The sequence below is a fragment of the Mesorhizobium sp. M0119 genome (assembly GCF_040322615.1).
Classification (GTDB): Bacteria; Pseudomonadota; Alphaproteobacteria; order Rhizobiales; family Rhizobiaceae; genus Mesorhizobium.
This window is the reverse complement of record NZ_JAMYTU010000008.1, coordinates 18,381-35,835: the sequence shown is the minus strand read 5'-3', so window position 1 is coordinate 35,835 and position 17,455 is coordinate 18,381. Positions and strand designations below refer to the sequence as shown.

At 63.4% G+C, this 17,455-nt stretch carries 18 protein-coding genes; 11 read left to right on the top strand and 7 right to left on the bottom strand.

What is annotated here, in order from left to right; all coding sequences use genetic code 11:
• Window positions 1–63: 63 nt before the first annotated feature.
• The 6 genes from NKJ40_RS10305 (at window position 64) to NKJ40_RS10280 (ending at window position 5,046) form a co-directional block, all read left to right on the top strand.
• Window positions 64–861, top strand: coding sequence for an ABC transporter ATP-binding protein (locus NKJ40_RS10305; protein WP_352465993.1), 798 nt, complete (start codon window positions 64–66; stop codon window positions 859–861).
• Window positions 858–1,607: an ABC transporter ATP-binding protein gene (locus tag NKJ40_RS10300; protein ID WP_352465992.1), complete on the top strand. Its 750-nt coding sequence runs from the start codon at window positions 858–860 to the stop codon at window positions 1,605–1,607. Before NKJ40_RS10305 ends, NKJ40_RS10300 begins: the two co-directional genes overlap by 4 nt.
• Window positions 1,604–2,512: a branched-chain amino acid ABC transporter permease gene (locus tag NKJ40_RS10295; RefSeq protein WP_352465991.1), complete on the top strand. Its 909-nt coding sequence runs from the start codon at window positions 1,604–1,606 to the stop codon at window positions 2,510–2,512. The genes NKJ40_RS10300 and NKJ40_RS10295 overlap by 4 nt, the downstream gene beginning before the upstream one ends.
• Window positions 2,509–3,492 (top strand): branched-chain amino acid ABC transporter permease, encoded by a 984-nt coding sequence (locus NKJ40_RS10290; protein ID WP_352466138.1) that lies wholly within the window; start codon window positions 2,509–2,511, stop codon window positions 3,490–3,492. Before NKJ40_RS10295 ends, NKJ40_RS10290 begins: the two co-directional genes overlap by 4 nt.
• Window positions 3,489–4,787 (top strand): NAD(P)/FAD-dependent oxidoreductase, encoded by a 1,299-nt coding sequence (locus tag NKJ40_RS10285; RefSeq protein ID WP_352465990.1) that lies wholly within the window; start codon window positions 3,489–3,491, stop codon window positions 4,785–4,787. The genes NKJ40_RS10290 and NKJ40_RS10285 overlap by 4 nt, the downstream gene beginning before the upstream one ends.
• 112 nt (window positions 4,788–4,899) lie before the next feature.
• Window positions 4,900–5,046 (top strand): hypothetical protein, encoded by a 147-nt coding sequence (locus NKJ40_RS10280; protein ID WP_352465989.1) that lies wholly within the window; start codon window positions 4,900–4,902, stop codon window positions 5,044–5,046.
• Between the two features lie 50 nt (window positions 5,047–5,096).
• On the opposite strand, the gene NKJ40_RS10275 is transcribed toward NKJ40_RS10280, so the two are convergent.
• From NKJ40_RS10275 to NKJ40_RS10250, 6 genes are all read right to left on the bottom strand, one after another.
• Window positions 5,097–5,933 carry a GNAT family N-acetyltransferase gene (locus NKJ40_RS10275; RefSeq protein WP_352465988.1) on the bottom strand — a complete coding sequence of 279 codons (837 nt, stop codon included), beginning with the start codon at window positions 5,931–5,933 and terminating at the stop codon, window positions 5,097–5,099.
• A gap of 5 nt (window positions 5,934–5,938) precedes the next feature.
• Window positions 5,939–6,679, bottom strand: a complete 741-nt coding sequence (locus NKJ40_RS10270) for an aspartate/glutamate racemase family protein (RefSeq protein ID WP_352465987.1) — start codon at window positions 6,677–6,679, stop codon at window positions 5,939–5,941.
• Between the two features lie 2 nt (window positions 6,680–6,681).
• Window positions 6,682–7,500, bottom strand: a complete 819-nt coding sequence (locus NKJ40_RS10265) for an ABC transporter permease (RefSeq protein ID WP_352465986.1) — start codon at window positions 7,498–7,500, stop codon at window positions 6,682–6,684.
• A gap of 4 nt (window positions 7,501–7,504) precedes the next feature.
• Window positions 7,505–8,413, bottom strand: coding sequence for an ABC transporter permease (locus NKJ40_RS10260; protein ID WP_352465985.1), 909 nt, complete (start codon window positions 8,411–8,413; stop codon window positions 7,505–7,507).
• Window positions 8,414–8,649: 236 nt separating this feature from the next.
• A complete protein-coding gene (locus tag NKJ40_RS10255; RefSeq protein ID WP_023716671.1) occupies window positions 8,650–9,939 on the bottom strand; it encodes an ABC transporter substrate-binding protein in 1,290 nt (429 codons plus the stop codon).
• Window positions 9,940–9,975: 36 nt separating this feature from the next.
• Entirely contained in the window at window positions 9,976–11,064 is a 1,089-nt protein-coding gene (locus NKJ40_RS10250) for an ABC transporter ATP-binding protein (protein WP_352465984.1), read from the bottom strand.
• 258 nt (window positions 11,065–11,322) lie between these two features.
• Between NKJ40_RS10250 and NKJ40_RS10245 the strand changes: the two genes are divergently transcribed.
• The gene (locus NKJ40_RS10245; protein WP_352465983.1) at window positions 11,323–12,036 is read left to right on the top strand and encodes a GntR family transcriptional regulator; all 714 of its coding nucleotides are present in this window, start codon (window positions 11,323–11,325) and stop codon (window positions 12,034–12,036) included.
• A 7-nt stretch (window positions 12,037–12,043) separates the two neighbouring features.
• On the opposite strand, the gene NKJ40_RS10240 is transcribed toward NKJ40_RS10245, so the two are convergent.
• The gene (locus NKJ40_RS10240; protein WP_352465982.1) at window positions 12,044–13,141 is read right to left on the bottom strand and encodes a lactonase family protein; all 1,098 of its coding nucleotides are present in this window, start codon (window positions 13,139–13,141) and stop codon (window positions 12,044–12,046) included.
• Between the two features lie 190 nt (window positions 13,142–13,331).
• Between NKJ40_RS10240 and NKJ40_RS10235 the strand changes: the two genes are divergently transcribed.
• Genes NKJ40_RS10235 through NKJ40_RS10220 form a run of 4 tightly spaced genes read left to right on the top strand, consistent with a single transcriptional unit; the run spans window position 13,332 to window position 17,420 of the window.
• Entirely contained in the window at window positions 13,332–13,883 is a 552-nt protein-coding gene (locus NKJ40_RS10235) for a MaoC family dehydratase (protein WP_352465981.1), read from the top strand.
• A gap of 3 nt (window positions 13,884–13,886) precedes the next feature.
• Window positions 13,887–15,047, top strand: coding sequence for a CaiB/BaiF CoA transferase family protein (locus NKJ40_RS10230; RefSeq protein ID WP_352465980.1), 1,161 nt, complete (start codon window positions 13,887–13,889; stop codon window positions 15,045–15,047).
• A 20-nt stretch (window positions 15,048–15,067) separates the two neighbouring features.
• Window positions 15,068–16,210, top strand: coding sequence for an extracellular solute-binding protein (locus tag NKJ40_RS10225; RefSeq protein WP_352466137.1), 1,143 nt, complete (start codon window positions 15,068–15,070; stop codon window positions 16,208–16,210).
• A gap of 22 nt (window positions 16,211–16,232) precedes the next feature.
• A complete protein-coding gene (locus tag NKJ40_RS10220; protein ID WP_352465979.1) occupies window positions 16,233–17,420 on the top strand; it encodes an ABC transporter substrate-binding protein in 1,188 nt (395 codons plus the stop codon).
• Window positions 17,421–17,455 lie beyond the last annotated feature (35 nt).

Below are 17,455 nucleotides of genomic sequence, written 5' to 3'. Positions count from 1 at the left end.
AAGCAAGTGTGATCACAAATCAAATCATAGGCGACGAAGATCGCTTTTCGGCCAGAGGGATTGATGAGCGACACGACGGAACGGCAGGAGGAGATCCGCACGCCGGTCCTCACGGCCAGGAACGTCCTCAGACGCTTCGGCGGCCTGGTCGCGGTCAACAATGTCTCGTTCGACGTCCGGCCAGGCGAAATACTCGGCCTAATCGGCCCGAACGGCGCCGGCAAGACGACGATGTTCGACCTGCTCGCCGGCAGCATTCTGCCGACCAGCGGCGAAATCCTCCTCAACGGCGTATCGGTGTCCGGGGAAGCAGCCCATCGCCGCATCGGCCGCGGCCTTGGCCGCACGTTCCAGATCCCCCGGCCCTTGCCTAACCTGACGCTGATCGAAAACGTCATGCTGGCCGCGCAAGGGCAGGCCGGAGAAAAACTGCTCGCCAATTTCCTGACGCCCCGGCGGGTCGCTGCCGAAGAAAGGGCTGCCGAGACAAGAGCCGTCGAACTACTCGAGCTCGTCACGATCGCTCACCTCGCACACGAGCCGGCGCGTGTGCTTTCCGGCGGTCAGCGCAAGCTGCTCGAGCTCGCCCGCGTCATGATGGCCAACCCGGCGATCATCCTGCTCGACGAGCCGGCGGCCGGCGTCAATGCGACGCTGCTCGAAGTCATCATCGACCGCATCCGCGACATCAACAGGAGCGGCATCACCTTCCTGCTGATCGAGCACAATATCGACATGGTGACGCGGCTCTGCCACCGTGTTCTGGTCATGGCGAGCGGGCAGCTTCTGTGCGAAGGCACTCCGGACGAGGTGGCGCGCGATCCGCGCGTCATCGAGGCTTATCTCGGAGGTGCGGCATGAGCCAAAGGGTACTCGATGTCCGCGATCTCGAAGCCGGCTACGAGCCTGGCGTTCCGATCGTGCGCGGCGCTTCGATCACCGTCGACCAGGGCGAGATCGTCGTCGTTCTCGGTCCCAACGGCGCCGGCAAGTCGAGCCTCATCAAGGCAATCGCCGGCCTTGTCCCGATCACCGGCGGCACGGTGCTGCTGGACGGCAAGGATATCACGGCGTCGCCCGCCCACACCATGGTCCGCCTTGGCCTTGCCTTCGTGCCACAGACAGAGAACATCTTCCCGCTGATGTCGGTCGAGGACAATTTGAAGGTCGCCTGCGGCATCCTGCAACCGCGCGAGACCCCCGCCCGCATCGAGGAAATGTATGCGGCCTTTCCCGATCTCGCCCGTCAGCGCAGAACGGCCGCGGGCAATCTGTCGGGCGGCCAGCGGCAGATGCTGGCCGTCGCCCGGGCGTTGATCGTCCATCCCAAGGTGCTGGTGCTCGACGAACCGTCGGCCGGCCTGTCGCCGAAATTCGTATCGATGGTGTTCGAGATGCTGGCCGGCATCCGCAAATCTGGCGTCACCATTCTGCTGGTCGAGCAGAACGCCAAGGCAGCGCTTGCCATCGGCGACCGCGCCTACGTGCTGGTCGAGGGCAAGGAGCGGCACCAGGGCGTCGCCTCCGAGCTCTGGAACGACCCGGTCGTCGCTGAGCTCTATCTTGGCCAGCGCCGCCTCGACCTTGGACAAGGAAGCGCGGCATGAACCTGCAATTCGTCGTCGACGGACTGCTGGCGGGGTCGATGATCGGCCTCGGCGCCATCGGCGTGACACTCACCTATTCGATCCTGCGCTTCTCGAACTTCGCCCATGGCGACTTCATGGCCTGGGGCGCCTATGCGACGCTGGCCGTGGTTGGCGCCATTGGCGCGATGTTCGGCAAGATCGCGCCGATCGCTCCCCTCTCCTTCGGCTGGCCGCTGATCGCCGCGCTCATCATAGGCATGGCGGTGACCGGCCTGCTGGCGCTGGCGCTCGATATGGTGCTGTTCGCCCGGCTACGGGCCAAGGGCCAGGCGATTATCGTGGTGATGGCGAGCTTCGGCGCCTCGATGGCGCTGAGAAGCCTGCTCGAATTCATCTTCACCTCGCGGCCGACCTACTTCAGCCGGGCCATCCAGATCGCCATGCCGATAGGCTTCGGCATTCGCATCACCCCGGACCAAATCGCGCTGCTGTTGCTGACCGCCGTCCTGGTGCTCGGTGTGCATCTTCTGATGACGCGGACCCAGACCGGCCGCTCGATGCAGGCGTTGAGCCAGAACGCAGCACTTGCCCGCATTGTCGGCATCGACGTCGCCAAGGTCGTGCGCGTCACCTGGATCATCGGCGGAGCGCTGGCCTGCGTCGCCGGCGTCATGATCGGCATTCTCATCCAGATCCGCCCATTCATGGGTTTCGAGATGCTGCTGCCGATGTTCGCGGCCGCCATCCTCGGCGGCATCGGCAGCGTGCCTGGCGCCGTTCTCGGCGGCCTGATCATCGGTCTGGCTGAAGCAGGCGCGGTGCAGCTGATCGGCGCCGAATGGCGGGCGGCCGTCTCGTTCATCATCCTGATGGCCGTGCTGTTCGTCCGGCCCATCGGCCTTTTCGGAGTGAGGGAACGCTGATGGATCTGCTCGGCTACGGCGCCTTCTTCCTGACCACCGCGCTGATCTTTTCGCTCATCACGCTCGGGCTCAACCTGCAATGGGGGCTGACCGGGCTTTTCAATGTCGGGGTCGCCGGCTTCGTTGCCATCGGTGCCTACACCTCGGCGCTGCTGACCACGCCCGACGATGCCGCGCGACTGGGCGGCTTCGGTCTGCCTATCCTTGTCGGCTGGCTCGGTGCAATGGTCGTTGGCGGCGTCGCGGCCGCCTTTACCGGCATTGCCACGCTGCGCCTGAGATCGGACTATCTGGCGATCACCACCTTTGGCGTCGCCGTCGTCGTGCAATTGGTGGCGCTCAATGCCCAGACGCTGACCGGCGGTCCGTTCGGCATCGGCTTCATTCCGCGTCCGTTCGGCGGTCTTGCCGAAACGCCGTTGCTGTTCAACCTTTCGAACCTTGCGATCGTCTCGGTGGTGACGCTGATCGTCTATCTCGCGCTGGAGCATCTGTCGCGCAGCCCGTGGGGGCGCGTGTTGAAGGCGCTTCGCGAGGATGAGCGGGCCGCGATATCCCTAGGCAAAAGCGCACGGTTCTACCGCGTCCAGGCCTTTGCCGTCGGTGGCGCCATCATGGCGCTTGCCGGTGCGCTGCAGGCGCATTTCACCGGCTTCATCGCCCCGGACAATTATTTGCCGGCGCTGACTTTCCAGGTCTGGGTGATGCTGATCGTCGGTGGCTCGGGCAGCAATATCGGCGCCGTCATCGGCAGCATCCTGGTCTGGGCGATATGGGCCGGATCAGGAGCCTTGACCAGTATGTTGTTCTCGCCGGAACAGCAGGCACGCGCCGCTTCGCTGCAGATCGTGGCGATCGGCGTGATGCTGTGCGTCATCCTGCTGGTCAGGCCGAATGGCCTGTTCGGCGACAGGCCGCGGCGTGCAAGGTTCGGCAAGGCTGCGAAAGCGGCTCCGGACGAGAGCGCCGCAAGGCCATGAGCAGCGTTGCCGTGCCACGCGGCCTATCGCTATGGCATGCGGTCGGGCGTAACCGCCGCGACCGGCCCGCTCTCGAAGGTGCACTCGATGTCGAACTGGCGATTGTCGGCGGCGGATTTTCTGGCCTTTCCACCGCGCTGCACACCGCCGAGAAAGGCATCTCGGTCGCCGTTCTCGAGGCAGAAATCATCGCCTGGGGCGCGACTGGCAGGAATGCCGGCTTCGTCGTGCCGAATTTCGCGAAAAGAGACCCCGACGATATCATTGCCCAGCTCGGGCCCGAACGCGGCGAACGCCTTGTCGATTTCGCCGCCGGCAGCGCCGACCTCGTCTTCGACCTGATCAGGCGGCATGCCATCGAATGCGATGCCGTCCAGAGCGGCTGGATACAACCAGCCCATTCACCGGCCGCTTTGCAAAAGACCAGATCGCGCGCCGAACAATGGGCACGACGCGGAAGGCCGGCTGTTGCGCTGGATAGACAGGCGGTCGAGGAACTGACCGGCGTTCGCGGTTATCTCGGCGGCTGGATCGACAGGTCGGGTGGCGTCCTCAATCCGGTCGAATATGCGCGCGGATTGGCCGACGCGGCGGAAAAGGCCGGCGCGCGCATCTTCGAGCATACGCGTGTCGCGTCGATCGATCACATAGGCGATGGTTGGGCTTTGAAGACGGCCTCCGGTTCGGTACGCGCAGGAAAGGTGCTGGTCGCCACCAACGCCTATGGCGGGGCGCTGGATCGCGCGTTGCAGCGAACCTATTTCCCGCTGAAAATCTTCCAGATCGCGACAGCACCGCTGCCGCGCGAAATACGCACTCGCCTGCTTCCTGGCGGGCAAGGCGTCGGCGACACAAGACGCAATCTCTTGACCTTCCGCTTCGACAGCGGAAACAGGCTGATCACCGGCGGCATGCATGTTTTTGGCCCCGGAACCGACACGCGGGTGCCGCGGGCGATCTGGCGACGGCTCGCCAAGCATCTCGATCTCCCGGACATCCCGCCGCTTGAATACAGCTGGTCGGGGATGGCTGCCGTCGAGCCCGACTTCCTGCCGGACCTCGTCGATCTCGGGCCCGGCCTGATCGCGGGCTTTGCCTGCAACGGACGCGGCATCGCCATGACCACTGCCATGGGCAAGGTGCTTGCGGATTGGGCTGATGGAACAAAGCCTCAGGATTTGCCGCTGCCGTTTGCGCCGCCGTCGCCGATCCCGTTCCACAGCCTGATGCGGCATGCACCAAACATGGTGCTCCCCTGGAGCATGCTGCGCGACCGGCTGGATGGGGCAGGCTAGCTCGCCCTCGCCGCGCGCGTAGGATACCAAGGCTGATCGACGTGCGTCTCCGGCCGCCGTCCTGATACCCGAACTGCTAGACTCGCCCACATCATGTTGTTAACGACAGCGGATGAAGCAGAACTATCTTTATCTCATCATCGGCGCTTTGGCCGTCGCCGTCATTGCGTTGGGGATTTACGTTTATCGCGAGGAGACTAAGCCGAAAGGCGTGGAACTTCGTATCGACGATTCCGGCATTTCAGTTCAGGAAAAGTAGACCATGTATTCCTGTTGCCGACTTTGCGCTGAAAGTCGGCTTGTACCGCCTCACCCCAACTCCAGCGTCGTTATCGCAAAAACTCCGGACTGCATGAGCTGCGGCGCCTTTCCCTTGTACATTCGAGCGGTCTCGAAGCCCGGTTGAAGGCCGACGGACGACAGCAAATCTGCAAATTGTCCGCTGGTTTCGGGAACGTCGAGATGGACGTTTCCAGGACCGGACATGTGCGCGAGCGCGGTGAAGAGATGGCTTGCCGCGTCCAGATCGTCGGCAAAAAGCGGGCCGATCTTGAAGCCGTCCCGGCATTGGCGCGCGACGCCGTATGCCGCAATGGCGCCGTCCTTGATGATCGCAAGGGCCATATGCGGTGGGCGCAGCCAGTGCTCCAGGAAGCACTGCCTCGGGCCGGGGAAGAAACGGCGGTCATAGTCCAGTATGTCCGGCACGAGTTCCGGCCCTATGGCGCGAATGTCGTTGTCGGCGGCTGCCGGGACATTCGGTGACCCCATGAACCGGATCGTCCGGTAGGCCGGCGCAAAGCCCATGCTGCGGTAGTTGGCCTGCTGTTCGACGACGCCGTCGAGGCCGATCGTGCGGCTGCCGAGCCGCGCCATGCCGGCATCCCAGACTGCCTTACCGTGGCCTTGGCCACGCCTGTCCGGCCGGCAGATGTAGAGGCCGATGAAGCCGAATTCCTCGCCATAGGCAACGGCCGAAATACCGGCCGCCAGTTCGCCGTCGACAAAGGCGCCGATGAAGCCCTGCGGGTCGGCTGCCTGGAACAGCGCGGCGTCGCCGAGGCCGGGGTTCCAGCCTTCCGCCGCCGCCCAATCGACAAGGGTTTGCACTTCTTCAAGCGCGAGCGTTCGGATCGTTCCGGGCATTGCGATCACTCGGCGGCACCAGGCGCGAAGGATTTCAACGCGCCATGATAGGGCTTTGCCAATGGGCTTGCATAGGCGCCGCGCTTGGATGTCGTCAGGCCAAGCGCGATCAATGCCTCGGCCTGTTTCACGGCCGCGCCGACGCCGTCGACGACTGGAAGCCCGAATTCCCGCTGCAGCGCCGCCGCCAGATCGGCCATGCCGGCGCAGCCGAGCACGATCGCCTCGGCGCGATCCTCGTCGATGGCGCGCGCAATCTCGTTGCGCAGCCTGAGGAGTGCGTCGGACGCCGGATCTTCGAGGGCAAGAACCGGGATATCGGGGGCGCGCACGCGCGCGCGCCCCGCCATGCCATAGCGCTGCACCAACCCTTCGACCGGCACGCGCGAACGCCCGGTGGTGGTAACGACGGTAAAGCGCTGGGCGATGAACGAGGCCGTGCTGAGCGCTGCCTCGCAGATGCCGATGACCGGAATGTTGGCCATGGCGCGCGCGGCATCGAGGCCGGTGTCGTCGAAACAGGCGATGATCGCGGCCCCTGCGCCCGAGCGTTCGCCGGTGGCGATCTCGACCAGCAGGCCGGGCACGGCAAGCGCTTCATCATAATAGCCTTCGATCGATACAGGTCCCATCGTCGAGGTGACCGCAACGATCGTCGTCGATGCGCCGGCGACCGATCGCGCGGCGGCCGCGATGGTCTCGGTCATGCTGGCGGTGGTGTTCGGATTGACGACGAGGATCTGCACTGTCAGGCACGCTCGCGGCGGCGGCCGACATAGACGATCGCGCCGAGCGTCAGCAAGATCACCAGGAAGGAAAACACGGTCGTCACTGTGCCCAGCGCATAGAGCACCGGCGTGGTGACATTCGTCGTCATGCCGTAGATTTCGAGCGGCAGCGTGTTGAAGGTTCCCGAGGTCATCAGCGTGCGGGCGAACTCGTCATAAGACAAAGTGAAGCCAAACAGGCCGACGCCGATCAGGCTGGGTGCGATCATCGGCAGGACGACATGCGCGAAGGTTTGCCAGGACGATGCTCCGAGATCCCGCGCGGCTTCCTCGTAGGCCGGCGAGAACCGGTTGAAGACAGCAAACATAATCAGCACGCCGAAAGGCAAGGTCCAGGTCAGATGGGCGCCGAAAGCGGACGTGTACCAGGCGGGGCGGAAGCCGATCTGCTGGAAGACGACGCCAATGCCGAGGCTGATGATGATCGAGGGCACGACGAGGCTGGCGACGGCCAGATAAAACAAGGCAGTTGCGCCGCGAAATTTTTGCCGGAAGGCGAGGCCGGCGAGCAGCGACACGGCGACCGTAACGACCATCACCATCAGGCCAAGGACGAGCGAGCGCCTGAAGCTGCCGCCGAAGTCGCCGACCGCCTGGCGCTCGAACAGGTTGGCGAACCAGTGCAGCGAGACGCCGTTCAGCGGAAATGTCAGACCGCCGTTCTCGCCCTGGAAAGAGAGGATCAGGATCGCCGAAAGCGGGCCGTAGAGGAACAGCACGAAAAGCGCGAAGAACGCCGCCAACACATAGAATTCGAGGGTGCGCTTGTCGTGGCTCATCGCCTCACAGCTCCTTGCGAATGTCGACGATGCGCAGGATGCCCGCGACCATCAGCAGGACCAGCACCAGCAACACGACCGCGTTGGCAGCGGCCGCCGGATACTGCAGCAGCGACATCTGGTTCTTCATCATCAGCGCGACGGAGGCGCTCTGCCCGCCGGACATCACCTGCACCGTCGAGAAGTCGGCCATCACCAGGGTGACGACGAAGATGGTGCCGATCGCCATGCCGGGCTTGGCGAGCGGAATGACGACGTTCCACAGAACCTGCCAGCCTGAAGCGCCGGCGTCGCGTGCGGCTTCGATTAGCGACTTGTCGATGCGCATCAGCGTGTTGAAGATCGGCGTCACCATGAACAGCGTGTAGAGATGCACCATGGCCAGCACCACGGCGAATTCGGAATAGAGCAGCCATTCGATCGGCTTCGGGATCAGCCCCATTTGCACCAGCGCCGAGTTGACCAGGCCATTGCGGCCAAGCACGGGAATCCACGAGATCATGCGGATGATGTTGGAGGTCAGGAACGGCACCGTGCAGACCAGGAACAGCACCACCTGCATGGCCGTGGTCCTGATGTGGAAGGCGAGGAAATAGGCGACCCAGAAACCGATGAACAGCGTCAGCGCCCAGACGATGGCGGCGTATTTCAGCGTATTTAGATAGGTCTTCCAGGTAACCCACGAGCCGAGCGTGTCGGCGTAGTTGGTGGTCAGGAAATCCGGATACATCGCCGCGAAATCGTAGTCCCAGAAGGAGACCACGGCGATCATCAGGATCGGCAGCAGGAGGAACGCGCCGAGGATCAGCGCCAGCGGTGCCGCCTGGAGATAGGGTGCGACGCCGGCAAAGGAGCGCTTACGTCTGGCCGGCTTTGTGGCAATGGTTGCGGGCTGATCGAGTGCCACTGTCATCTGGAACAGCCTCGATGGTATTTTGCCGGGCTGTGATCCTTCGCGCCCCCCTCTGTCCTGCCGGACATCTCCCCCACAAGGGGGGAGATTGGCTTGCATGCCGGCCTTCGCCAATCATCGCCGTATGACGAAGAGCGCTGAAGAGAGCCACAGCCGATCTCCCCCCTTGTGGGGGAGATGTCCGGCAGGACAGAGGGGGGCGCGAAGGAATGCAACATCTCAGTTATCGCCTAGCATCAAGCAGCGATGAACTCGTTCCAGCGCTTTACCATGTAGCGGTCCTCGTCCATGACCGAGTTCCAGCAGGCGACCTTGCCCATGCGCTCTTCGAACGAGCCGCCGTCACGCACGGCGCCTGCTTTTTCCATGACCTTGCCGTCCGGCGACAGGATATCGCCCTTTGCCGGCTTGCCTTCGATCCAGTAGCCCCACTCGTCCTCGGACATGAACTTCTTGGCCGACACCATGTTGGCCGAGTAATAGCCCTGGCGGTTGAGATAGCCGCCAACCCAACCGGACGTGTACCAGTTGATGTATTCATAGGCGGCATCGAGTTCGGCGCCGGAGAGATGGGCTGCCAGGCCAAGCCCGCCACCCCAGGACCGGTAGCCTTCCTTGAGCGGCTGGAACCGGCACGCGATGCCCTTGGAGCGGACTGCGGCCACGGCCGGCGACCACATCGACTGGATCACCACTTCGCCTGAAGCCATCAGGTTGACGCTTTCGTCGAAGGACTTCCAGAAGGCACGGAACTGGCCGTCCTGCTTGGCCTTGATCAGGAAGTCGATCGTCTTGTCGATCTCCTCCTTGGTCATGTTGCCCTTGTCGGCATATTTGATATTGCCGGTGGCTTCCATGATCATCGCCGCATCCATGATGCCGATCGACGGGATGTTGAGGATAGCGGTCTTGCCCTTGAAGGCCGGATCCATGATGTCGGCCCAGGTGGTGATGTCACGGCCGACGAGGTCGGGGCGGATGCCGAGCGTATCGGCATTGTAGATCGTCGGCACCATGGTGAACCAATTGGTCGGCGCCTTGGCGAAAACCTTGCTATCTTGCGCCTCGACGTAACCGACCGTATGCGGCGCGGTGCCCTGGGCGATAACGCTGTCAGGCGTCAGCTTGCCGGTTTTGAACAGCGGCACGAGCTCGTCGTAATATTTCAGCTTGGTGACATCCATCGGCTGCAGGACGCCTGTCGGGAACACCTTCTTGCAGATCCAGTATTCGATGTCGGCGATGTCGTAGCTGTCGGGCTGCGTCACGGCGCGCTGCGCGGCGGCGTCGGAATCGGTTGCCGTCATCTCCAGCGTGATGCCGAGGTCGGCTTTGCACTTGTCGGCGATGGCATTGAGGTTGGACACGCCGGTGCCGAACTGGCGCAGCGTGATGTTCGATTGCGCCCAGATGGTCGGAAAGCCTGATATGGCGCCGGAACCGGCGGCGAAACCGACGGCGGCGGCACCTGTCTTGAGCAGCGAACGACGCGATATTCCAGTCTTCTTGTCGGTAGTGTTGGTCATGTTCAGTTCCCCTGTTTTGATTGGTTATGCTGGGTTTCAGGAATCGAGACGACCAAGGACGATCGCGTCCTCGGCGTCCCAGGCGATCGGCACGGCGTCGCCGACGGCAACCGGCCTGGCGAAGAAGCTGGTGTCGTCGACGATTACCGTGAAATCGTCGATGCCGGCGCCATTGACCGAGAGCTTCACGGTCGAACCGCGGTACTCGACGTTTGAAACGATGCCGGTCAAGCCGAGCCCGGCTGCCGGCGGCTCACCGATGCGCACGTGGTCGGTGCGAATGGCGATGTCGATGGGTTCCCCGGTCTCCCTGCCCTGCCCGCTCGCGGCGAGCGCGACGCCGCCTGGCACATCGAACACGACCATGCTGTCGCGACTGCCGCTGACGCGCCCCGAGATGACATTGTGGTCGCCCATGAAACGAGCGACGAAGGCCGTGGCCGGACGCTCGAACACCGTGCGAGGGTGCGCCGCCTGCTCGATACGGCCGTCGTTCATGACCACGATCAGGTCGGCCAGCGCCATCGCCTCTTCCTGGCTGTGAGTGACGTGGACGAAAGTAATGCCGAGCGACGTCTGCAGCTTCTTCAGTTCGGCCCGCATGCGGATTTTCAGGAACGGATCGAGCGCCGAAAGCGGTTCGTCCAGCAACAGCGCCTCGGGATCGGTGATCAGCGCGCGCGCAAGAGCAACGCGCTGCTGCTGGCCGCCGGACAGCTGCGCCGGACGACGGCTGGCATAGGCCTCCATCTGCATCAGCTTCAGCATGTCGAGTGCCTTGGCGCGGCGTTCCTCCTTGCCCACGCCTTTCATCTTCAGGCTGAACGCGACATTGTCGATCAGGTCGAGATGCGGAAACAGTGCGTAGGACTGGAACATCATGGCAGTGCCGCGCCTGGCCGGCGGCAGGTCGGTGACCACTGTGTTGCCGAGACGCACGTCGCCGCTCGATATGCTCTCGTGCCCGGCGATCATGCGCAGCGTCGAGGTCTTGCCACAGCCGGAGGGACCGAGCAGGCAGCAATAGGTTCCCGCAGGGATTTTCAGGCTGATCCCTTCGACAGCAGTCGTCGCGCCATAGACTTTCGAAACGGACACAATGTCGATTTCGGCGGCTTTGGACATCCAGCTTCCCCTTTGGTCGGATTAGCCAAAGCATCATGCGTGCCAGTTGCGCGCCGCCGCACCAACCGACTGAATCCTCGAAGAAATCGGGGCTGCATCTACGTGGCTGCCGATACGGCATCCTTGTGCAATGCACAAATTATAGGCGATTGCCGCCGATCCTCGCAAAAATCGTATGCAATCTTTTTCATCCCTGTATTCACTTTGTCTCTCGTCCAAGCGATGCGATTCAGGGTAGAAGTACGCAGGATCACCGCCATGAACATTGCCGACCAGACTTTCCCTGCTATCGAGGCCGCCAACGAGGATCGCGCGCAGGCGATCCGCGACCAGTTGCGCGACGCGATCGTCGATCGCCGGCTGGCGCCGGGAACCAAGCTTTCCGAAGGCGAAGTCGGCACGCTGTTCGATGTCAGTCGCACCGTGGCGCGCGCCGCACTGCAGATGCTTTCCTTCGAGGGATTGGTGCGTACCGAGCGCAATCGCGGCGCCTTCGTCGCCAATCCGTCGCCGGAGGAGGCGCGGCAGGTTTTTGCTTCGCGCCGCCTCATCGAACCAGGCATCGCGATTGCCGCCGCCGGACGGATGACACCGGCGCATGTCGCAGCGTTCAAGGCCCAGCTCGACGAAGAAGGCCGTTTCATCGCCGAACGCGGACCGAACGCAAGGCGATCGGAGATCAAGGCGTCCGGGGATTTTCACCTGCTTCTGGCTTCGGTCGCGGGAAACGTCATCCTCCAGCGTTTCATGGAGGAATTGGTCGCTCGTTCATCGCTGGTGATCGCACTCTATGGCCGCTCGGGTATCTCGAGCTGCGGCCACAACGAACACACGCAGATCCTCGAGGCGCTGGAAAATGGCAATGCCGAACGCGCCAGCGCGCTGATGCTGCACCACATCGACCATATCGAGGCCGACCTCGATTTGCGCATCAGGAGCGGCCCGGCACTCAGGCAGGCGCTCGAGTTCTGAGATCACGTCAACGCACGATCCTCACGCACATCGGCGTACCAATGTCGATGGATCGGCCGGTGTCGGTCAGCCGGCCGGTTGCGGCATCACGGGCGAAAATCGAGATGCGGTCGGCATTCTGGTTGGCCGAGAACAGATGGCCGCCCGAGGGCGTCAGTGCCAGATTGCGCGGCGTGGCACCGCCGCAAGGCGTATAGTCGACGAGCGCAAGCCTGCCGGTTTGCTGGTCGATCGAAAACACCACGATGCTGTCATGGCCGCGGTTGGAGCCGTAGAGAAAGCGGCCGTCAGGCGAGATCTGAATGTCGGCGCAGTGATTGCCGTCGCGCGCCTCGGGCGGCACGGCCGGCTTGCTGTCGATCACCGTAAGCCTGCCTGATCCTTCGTCCAGCGCAGTCGAGACAACCGTCGAATCCAGCTCGTTCATGACGAACACGAAGCGGCCGCCCGGATGCAGCGCCAAATGGCGCGGACCCGCACCCGGCGCAAGCTCCGACTCGGCGAGCTTCGTCAGGCTGCCGTCTGGCCCGATGCGGTAGGACACCAGCCGGTCGATGCCGAGGTCAGCGACGATCGCAACATCGCCGGAAACCGTCTCGGTTACGCTATGGGCATGCGGCCGCTCCTGGCGGGCCGGGTCCGGTCCGGTCCCGCTATGGGCAACGCCCGACAACGGCGCTGTCAGGCCGCCATTCTCACCCAGCCCATAGACCACGACCGAGCGGTCGGGGCCGCCCTCGCCCATGCCGTAATTGGCGACCAGCAGCTTCGTCCGGTCACGCGTGATGGTGTTGTGCGCCGTGATACTGCCCAGCGTCGGCTGCTTGTTGATGTAGGACAGCGTGGCGGTCTGCCTGTCGAAACGGTAGGCCGAGACCACCCCTTCGCGCCAGGTGAACACTTCTGAGTTGGCATAGATGTGGGAGCCGTCCGGCGTCACCGACAGGAAGGTGGGATTGTCGATGTCTCCCGTCTCGGCCAGTTTCTTTGTCTCCAGCGTCCTCTCGTCGAAACTATAGACACCCAACCCGACACCGCGCGCGCCTTGAAAATACGGGGCGTCGCGATTGAGGCTGCCGACGAAAACCAGACAGGCATTCTGCATCACTTTCCTCCCTTGTTCCGCCGGCATTGGCCGCGCCGGAGCGGGCAAAATTTCGCCGAGACTCGCTTGCAAGATAACCCCATATGTGAAAATACTATTCACAAAAGAAGATTGAGGGAGGATCGATCATGCATTTCGCTGGTCTGCGGCGCGCCGTGATGGACGATTCCCGCTGCCAGAGGAAGTCGTCATGAGCGGTTTCGCGCCAACCGTGGGCGTGGCATCGACACACCCCGCCAACATGCCTAGGGATCACGCCGACCTTCCCGTCTGGAACGCGGAGAATTGGTTCTACGAAGACTGGCCGGTCGGCCAGAAGATCCGCTCGCTGCGCCGGACCATTGCCGAGGGCGACAGCCATCTCTTCAACACGCTGGTGCTCGACATCCATCCATACGTGCAGGACCAGATGTTCGCCGAAACGCAAGGCATTTTCGGCAAGCGGCTGGTGGCAGGGGCTTTCGTGTTCTCGGCCGGGCTCGGGCTCGTCGCCACCAATTGCATCAACGCCTTTTCGTATGGCTACGACAAATTGCGCTTCATCAAGCCGGTGTTCATCGGCGACACGATTTATTCGATCCGCTCCAACCTCGACAAGAAGCCAAAATACAAGGAGATGGGGCTGATCCGCGCCAGCTATGAAGTCTTCAAGGGTGAAGGCGAGCTCGTGCTTTATTGCGAGCACCTGCAGACGGTGAAGTACCGCAATCCGGCCGATTTCGCCGGCAAGGCGGAGAAATAGGCAATGGCTGCCATTGCCGAATTGCCGCTGACCGGGCTCATCGTTGTCGATATGAGCCAGTTCCTGTCCGGGCCCTACTGCTCGCTCAGACTGCTCGACCTCGGCGCCCGCGTCATCAAGATCGAACGGCCGGATGGCGGCGACCTGTCGCGCCGGCTCTATCTCAGCGACACCGAGATCGGCGGCGATTCCACCATTTTCCACGCGATCAACCGCGCCAAGGAAAGCTTTGCCATCGACCTGAAGAACGAGGCCGACCTTGCGGCACTGCGTGGCCTGCTGGCCAAGGCCGACGTGCTGATCCAGAATTTCAGGCCCGGCGTCATCGAACGACTGGGCTTCGATTACGAGGCAGTGCGCAAGATCAATCCGCGCCTGGTCTATGCCTCGATCAGCGGCTATGGCGAGGAAGGCCCCTGGGTCAAACGGCCCGGCCAGGATCTGCTGGCCCAGGCCCGCTCTGGCGTGATGTGGCTGAACGGCGACGAGGACCAGGGCCCGGTGCCCTTCGGCCTGGCGATCGCCGACATGCTGGCGGGTTCCGCCGCCGCGCAAGGCATTCTTGCGGCACTGGTGCGGCGCGGCGTGACCGGCAAGGGCAGCCATGTCGAGACCAGCCTGCTCGAGGCGCTGGTCGACTTTCAGTTCGAGGTGCTGACCACGCATCTCAATGACGGGCGCCGGCTGCCGCGGCGGTCGAGCTTCCGCAGCGCGCACGCCTATCTGTCGGCGCCCTATGGCGTCTATCCGGCCAAGGACGGCTATCTGGCGATCGCCATGACACCGATCTCGAAACTCGCCGATCTCCTCGACCTCGAGGAGCTTGCGCCCTATCGCGACCAGCCGTCGACCTGGTTCACCGCCCGCGACGAGATCAAGGCGATCATCGCGCAAAAAATCGCGACCAGGACGGTCGATGAGTGGCTCGGCATCCTCGAGCCCGCCGACATCTGGTGCGCCAAGGTTTTGACCTGGCCGGAAATGATGGCCAGCGAAGGCTTCCAGGTTCTCGACATGCTGCAGACGGTGACGCGCGAGGATGACGTTTCGATCCTCACCACGCGCTCGCCGCTCAGGGTCGACGGCATCCGCGCCAAGGTCGAGCGGGCCGCGCCGCGCATCGGCGAGCACAGCGCAAAAATCCGCGCGGAGTTCGGGCTGTGAGCGACGTCACGCTCAAAGGCATGACCTGGAGCCATCCGCGCGGCTATGACCCGATGGTCGCCTGTTCGGCGCTGTGGAAGGAACGGACCGGCGTCACTATCGAATGGGACAAGCGCTCGCTGCAGGATTTCGAATCCTTCCCGGTCGAGGAACTGGCCCGTATCTATGATCTGATCGTCATCGATCATCCGCATCTCGGCCAGATCACCGCAGAGAATTGCCTGGCGCCGCTCGATGTCGCCGGCCGGGAAGCCGAACGTGCAGCACTTGCGGCGGGCAGTGTCGGCCGGTCCTTTCCGAGCTACAACTGGCAAGGCAGGCAGTGGGCGTTTCCGATCGACGCGGCCAGCCAGGTGCAGGCATGGCGGCCCGACATGCTTTCGGCTGCGCCGGCGAGCTGGGCCGATGCGCTCGATGTGGCGCGGCAAGGCCGCGTGTTGTTGCCGCTGAGGCCGCCGCATTCGCTGATGGTGTTCTACACGCTTGCCGGCAATCTCGGCCGGCCCGCCGGTGAAGGCCCTGGCGACCATGTGGATCCGGCAACGGGCAAGCAGGTCTTCGAGATGATGCGCGAGATCGCGGCCCTCGTCGACCCGGCCTGTCTTGGCATGGATCCGATCGCGGTTCTGGAGCAAATGGCCGGATCCGACTCGCGGATCGCCTGTGCACCGCTGATCTATGGCTATGTCTCCTATGCCATCGCCGGGTTTCGACCCAACCGCCTGACTTTCGCGGATATCCCGGCCGCGGGCAATGTCGGCCCCAAAGGCTCGGCGCTCGGCGGGACCGGCATCGCCGTGTCGGCCTTCTCGAAGGCCAGGCAGGCGGCAATCGACTTCGCCTACTGGATCGCCAGCGGCGAGGTGCAGCGCGGCCTCTATGCCTTGGCCGGCGGCCAGCCTGGCCACGCCGCGGCCTGGGAGGATGCCGCCGTCAATGCCGCCGCCGGCAATTTCTACAAGGACACGCGGGCCACGCTCGAAGGTGCCTGGGTCAGGCCGCGGCACGACGGCTACATGGCGTTCCAGCAGGCGGCGTCCGATCGCATCAATCTCGGCCTGAGCGAAAGGCACAATGCGGCTCGCGTCGTTGCCGATCTCAATCGCCTGTTTCGGGAGAGCCTTTCGACGCAGGTGTCCGGCGTTGCCGGCGGAGGAGCCTGAAAACAAGCGAACGGAGGAGAACATGAACAGCCTGATCCGCGGCCTTATGGCCGCAACCGCACTTGCATCGGTCACGACCATAGCCTGCGCTCAAGACGTTTCGGGCGTGATTGCTGGATTGCCGACCGAACTGAAGGCGCAATATGACGGCGCGCCTCAGAAGGTGCTGCCGTCGGCCTGGGATAATTTCACGCCGCCGCCAAAGCCATGGAAATGGTGCCACTCTGAGTCCTACCAGGGCAATCCGTGGCGCGTCACCGTCACCAAGGAGTTGAAGCGGCTGGTCGACGGCCTGATCGCCGACGGCACCGTGGCGAGCTTCGAGGTGTCGGATTCCAACAACGACGCCAGTCAGCAGATCAACCAGATCCGCGCCTTCATCGACAAGAAATGCTCGATCATCACCTCGATCCCCGGCTCGGCGACGGCGCTGGACGATGCCATCGATGCCGCAGCCAAAGCCGGCATTCCCTTCATCACGGCAGCTGGGTCAGTGACCAGCCCGAATGCGATCAACGTCGATTCCAACTATGCGCGCTGGGGCTATGACATGATGACGGCGATCGGCAAAGCGATGCCGGACGGCGGCAGCGTGCTTCTGGTCGAAGGGATTGCCGGTCACCCGATCGTCGTGCAGGAGCGCCAGGGTGCCGACAAGGCGCTGGCCGAAAATTCAAAGCTCAAGGTCTCGCGCAGCGTCAACGGCAATTGGACCGCTAACGTCACCAAGACGGCGGTGCTGCAGGCGATCGCCACCAATCCGGCGCCGATCGATGCGGTGTGGACGACCGGCAGCGAAAGCCGCGTCGTTGCCGAGGCCTTTGCCGAGGCCGGCCGCCCTGCCCCGCTGATCACCGGCTCGATCACCGGCGATGCGCTCGGCTACTCGAAGGCCAATCCCGACAAATACCGCTTCGAAGGCCATGCGGTTCTGCCGCACTGGACGGCCGAGACGCTGTTTCGTGTCGGGACGCGCATGCTGGATGGGCAGAAGCCCAAGCTCAACACGCTGCTGATCCCGATTCCGCCGGTGCACAATGCCGACCTCGGCGCCTGGTACAAGGACTGCATGACGCCGGACGCCGTCTCGATCTTCCCGGTCCCGCCGAAGGATCCGATGCCGGAGGAATGGCTCGATGCCTACTTCGCCAATCCGGCACCGACCAAGGGCTGGGATTATTCGAAGGTGCCGGACGCCTGCGCCAAGTAGCATTTATGAAAGCCGGCTCCGCACCAGCGGTGCCG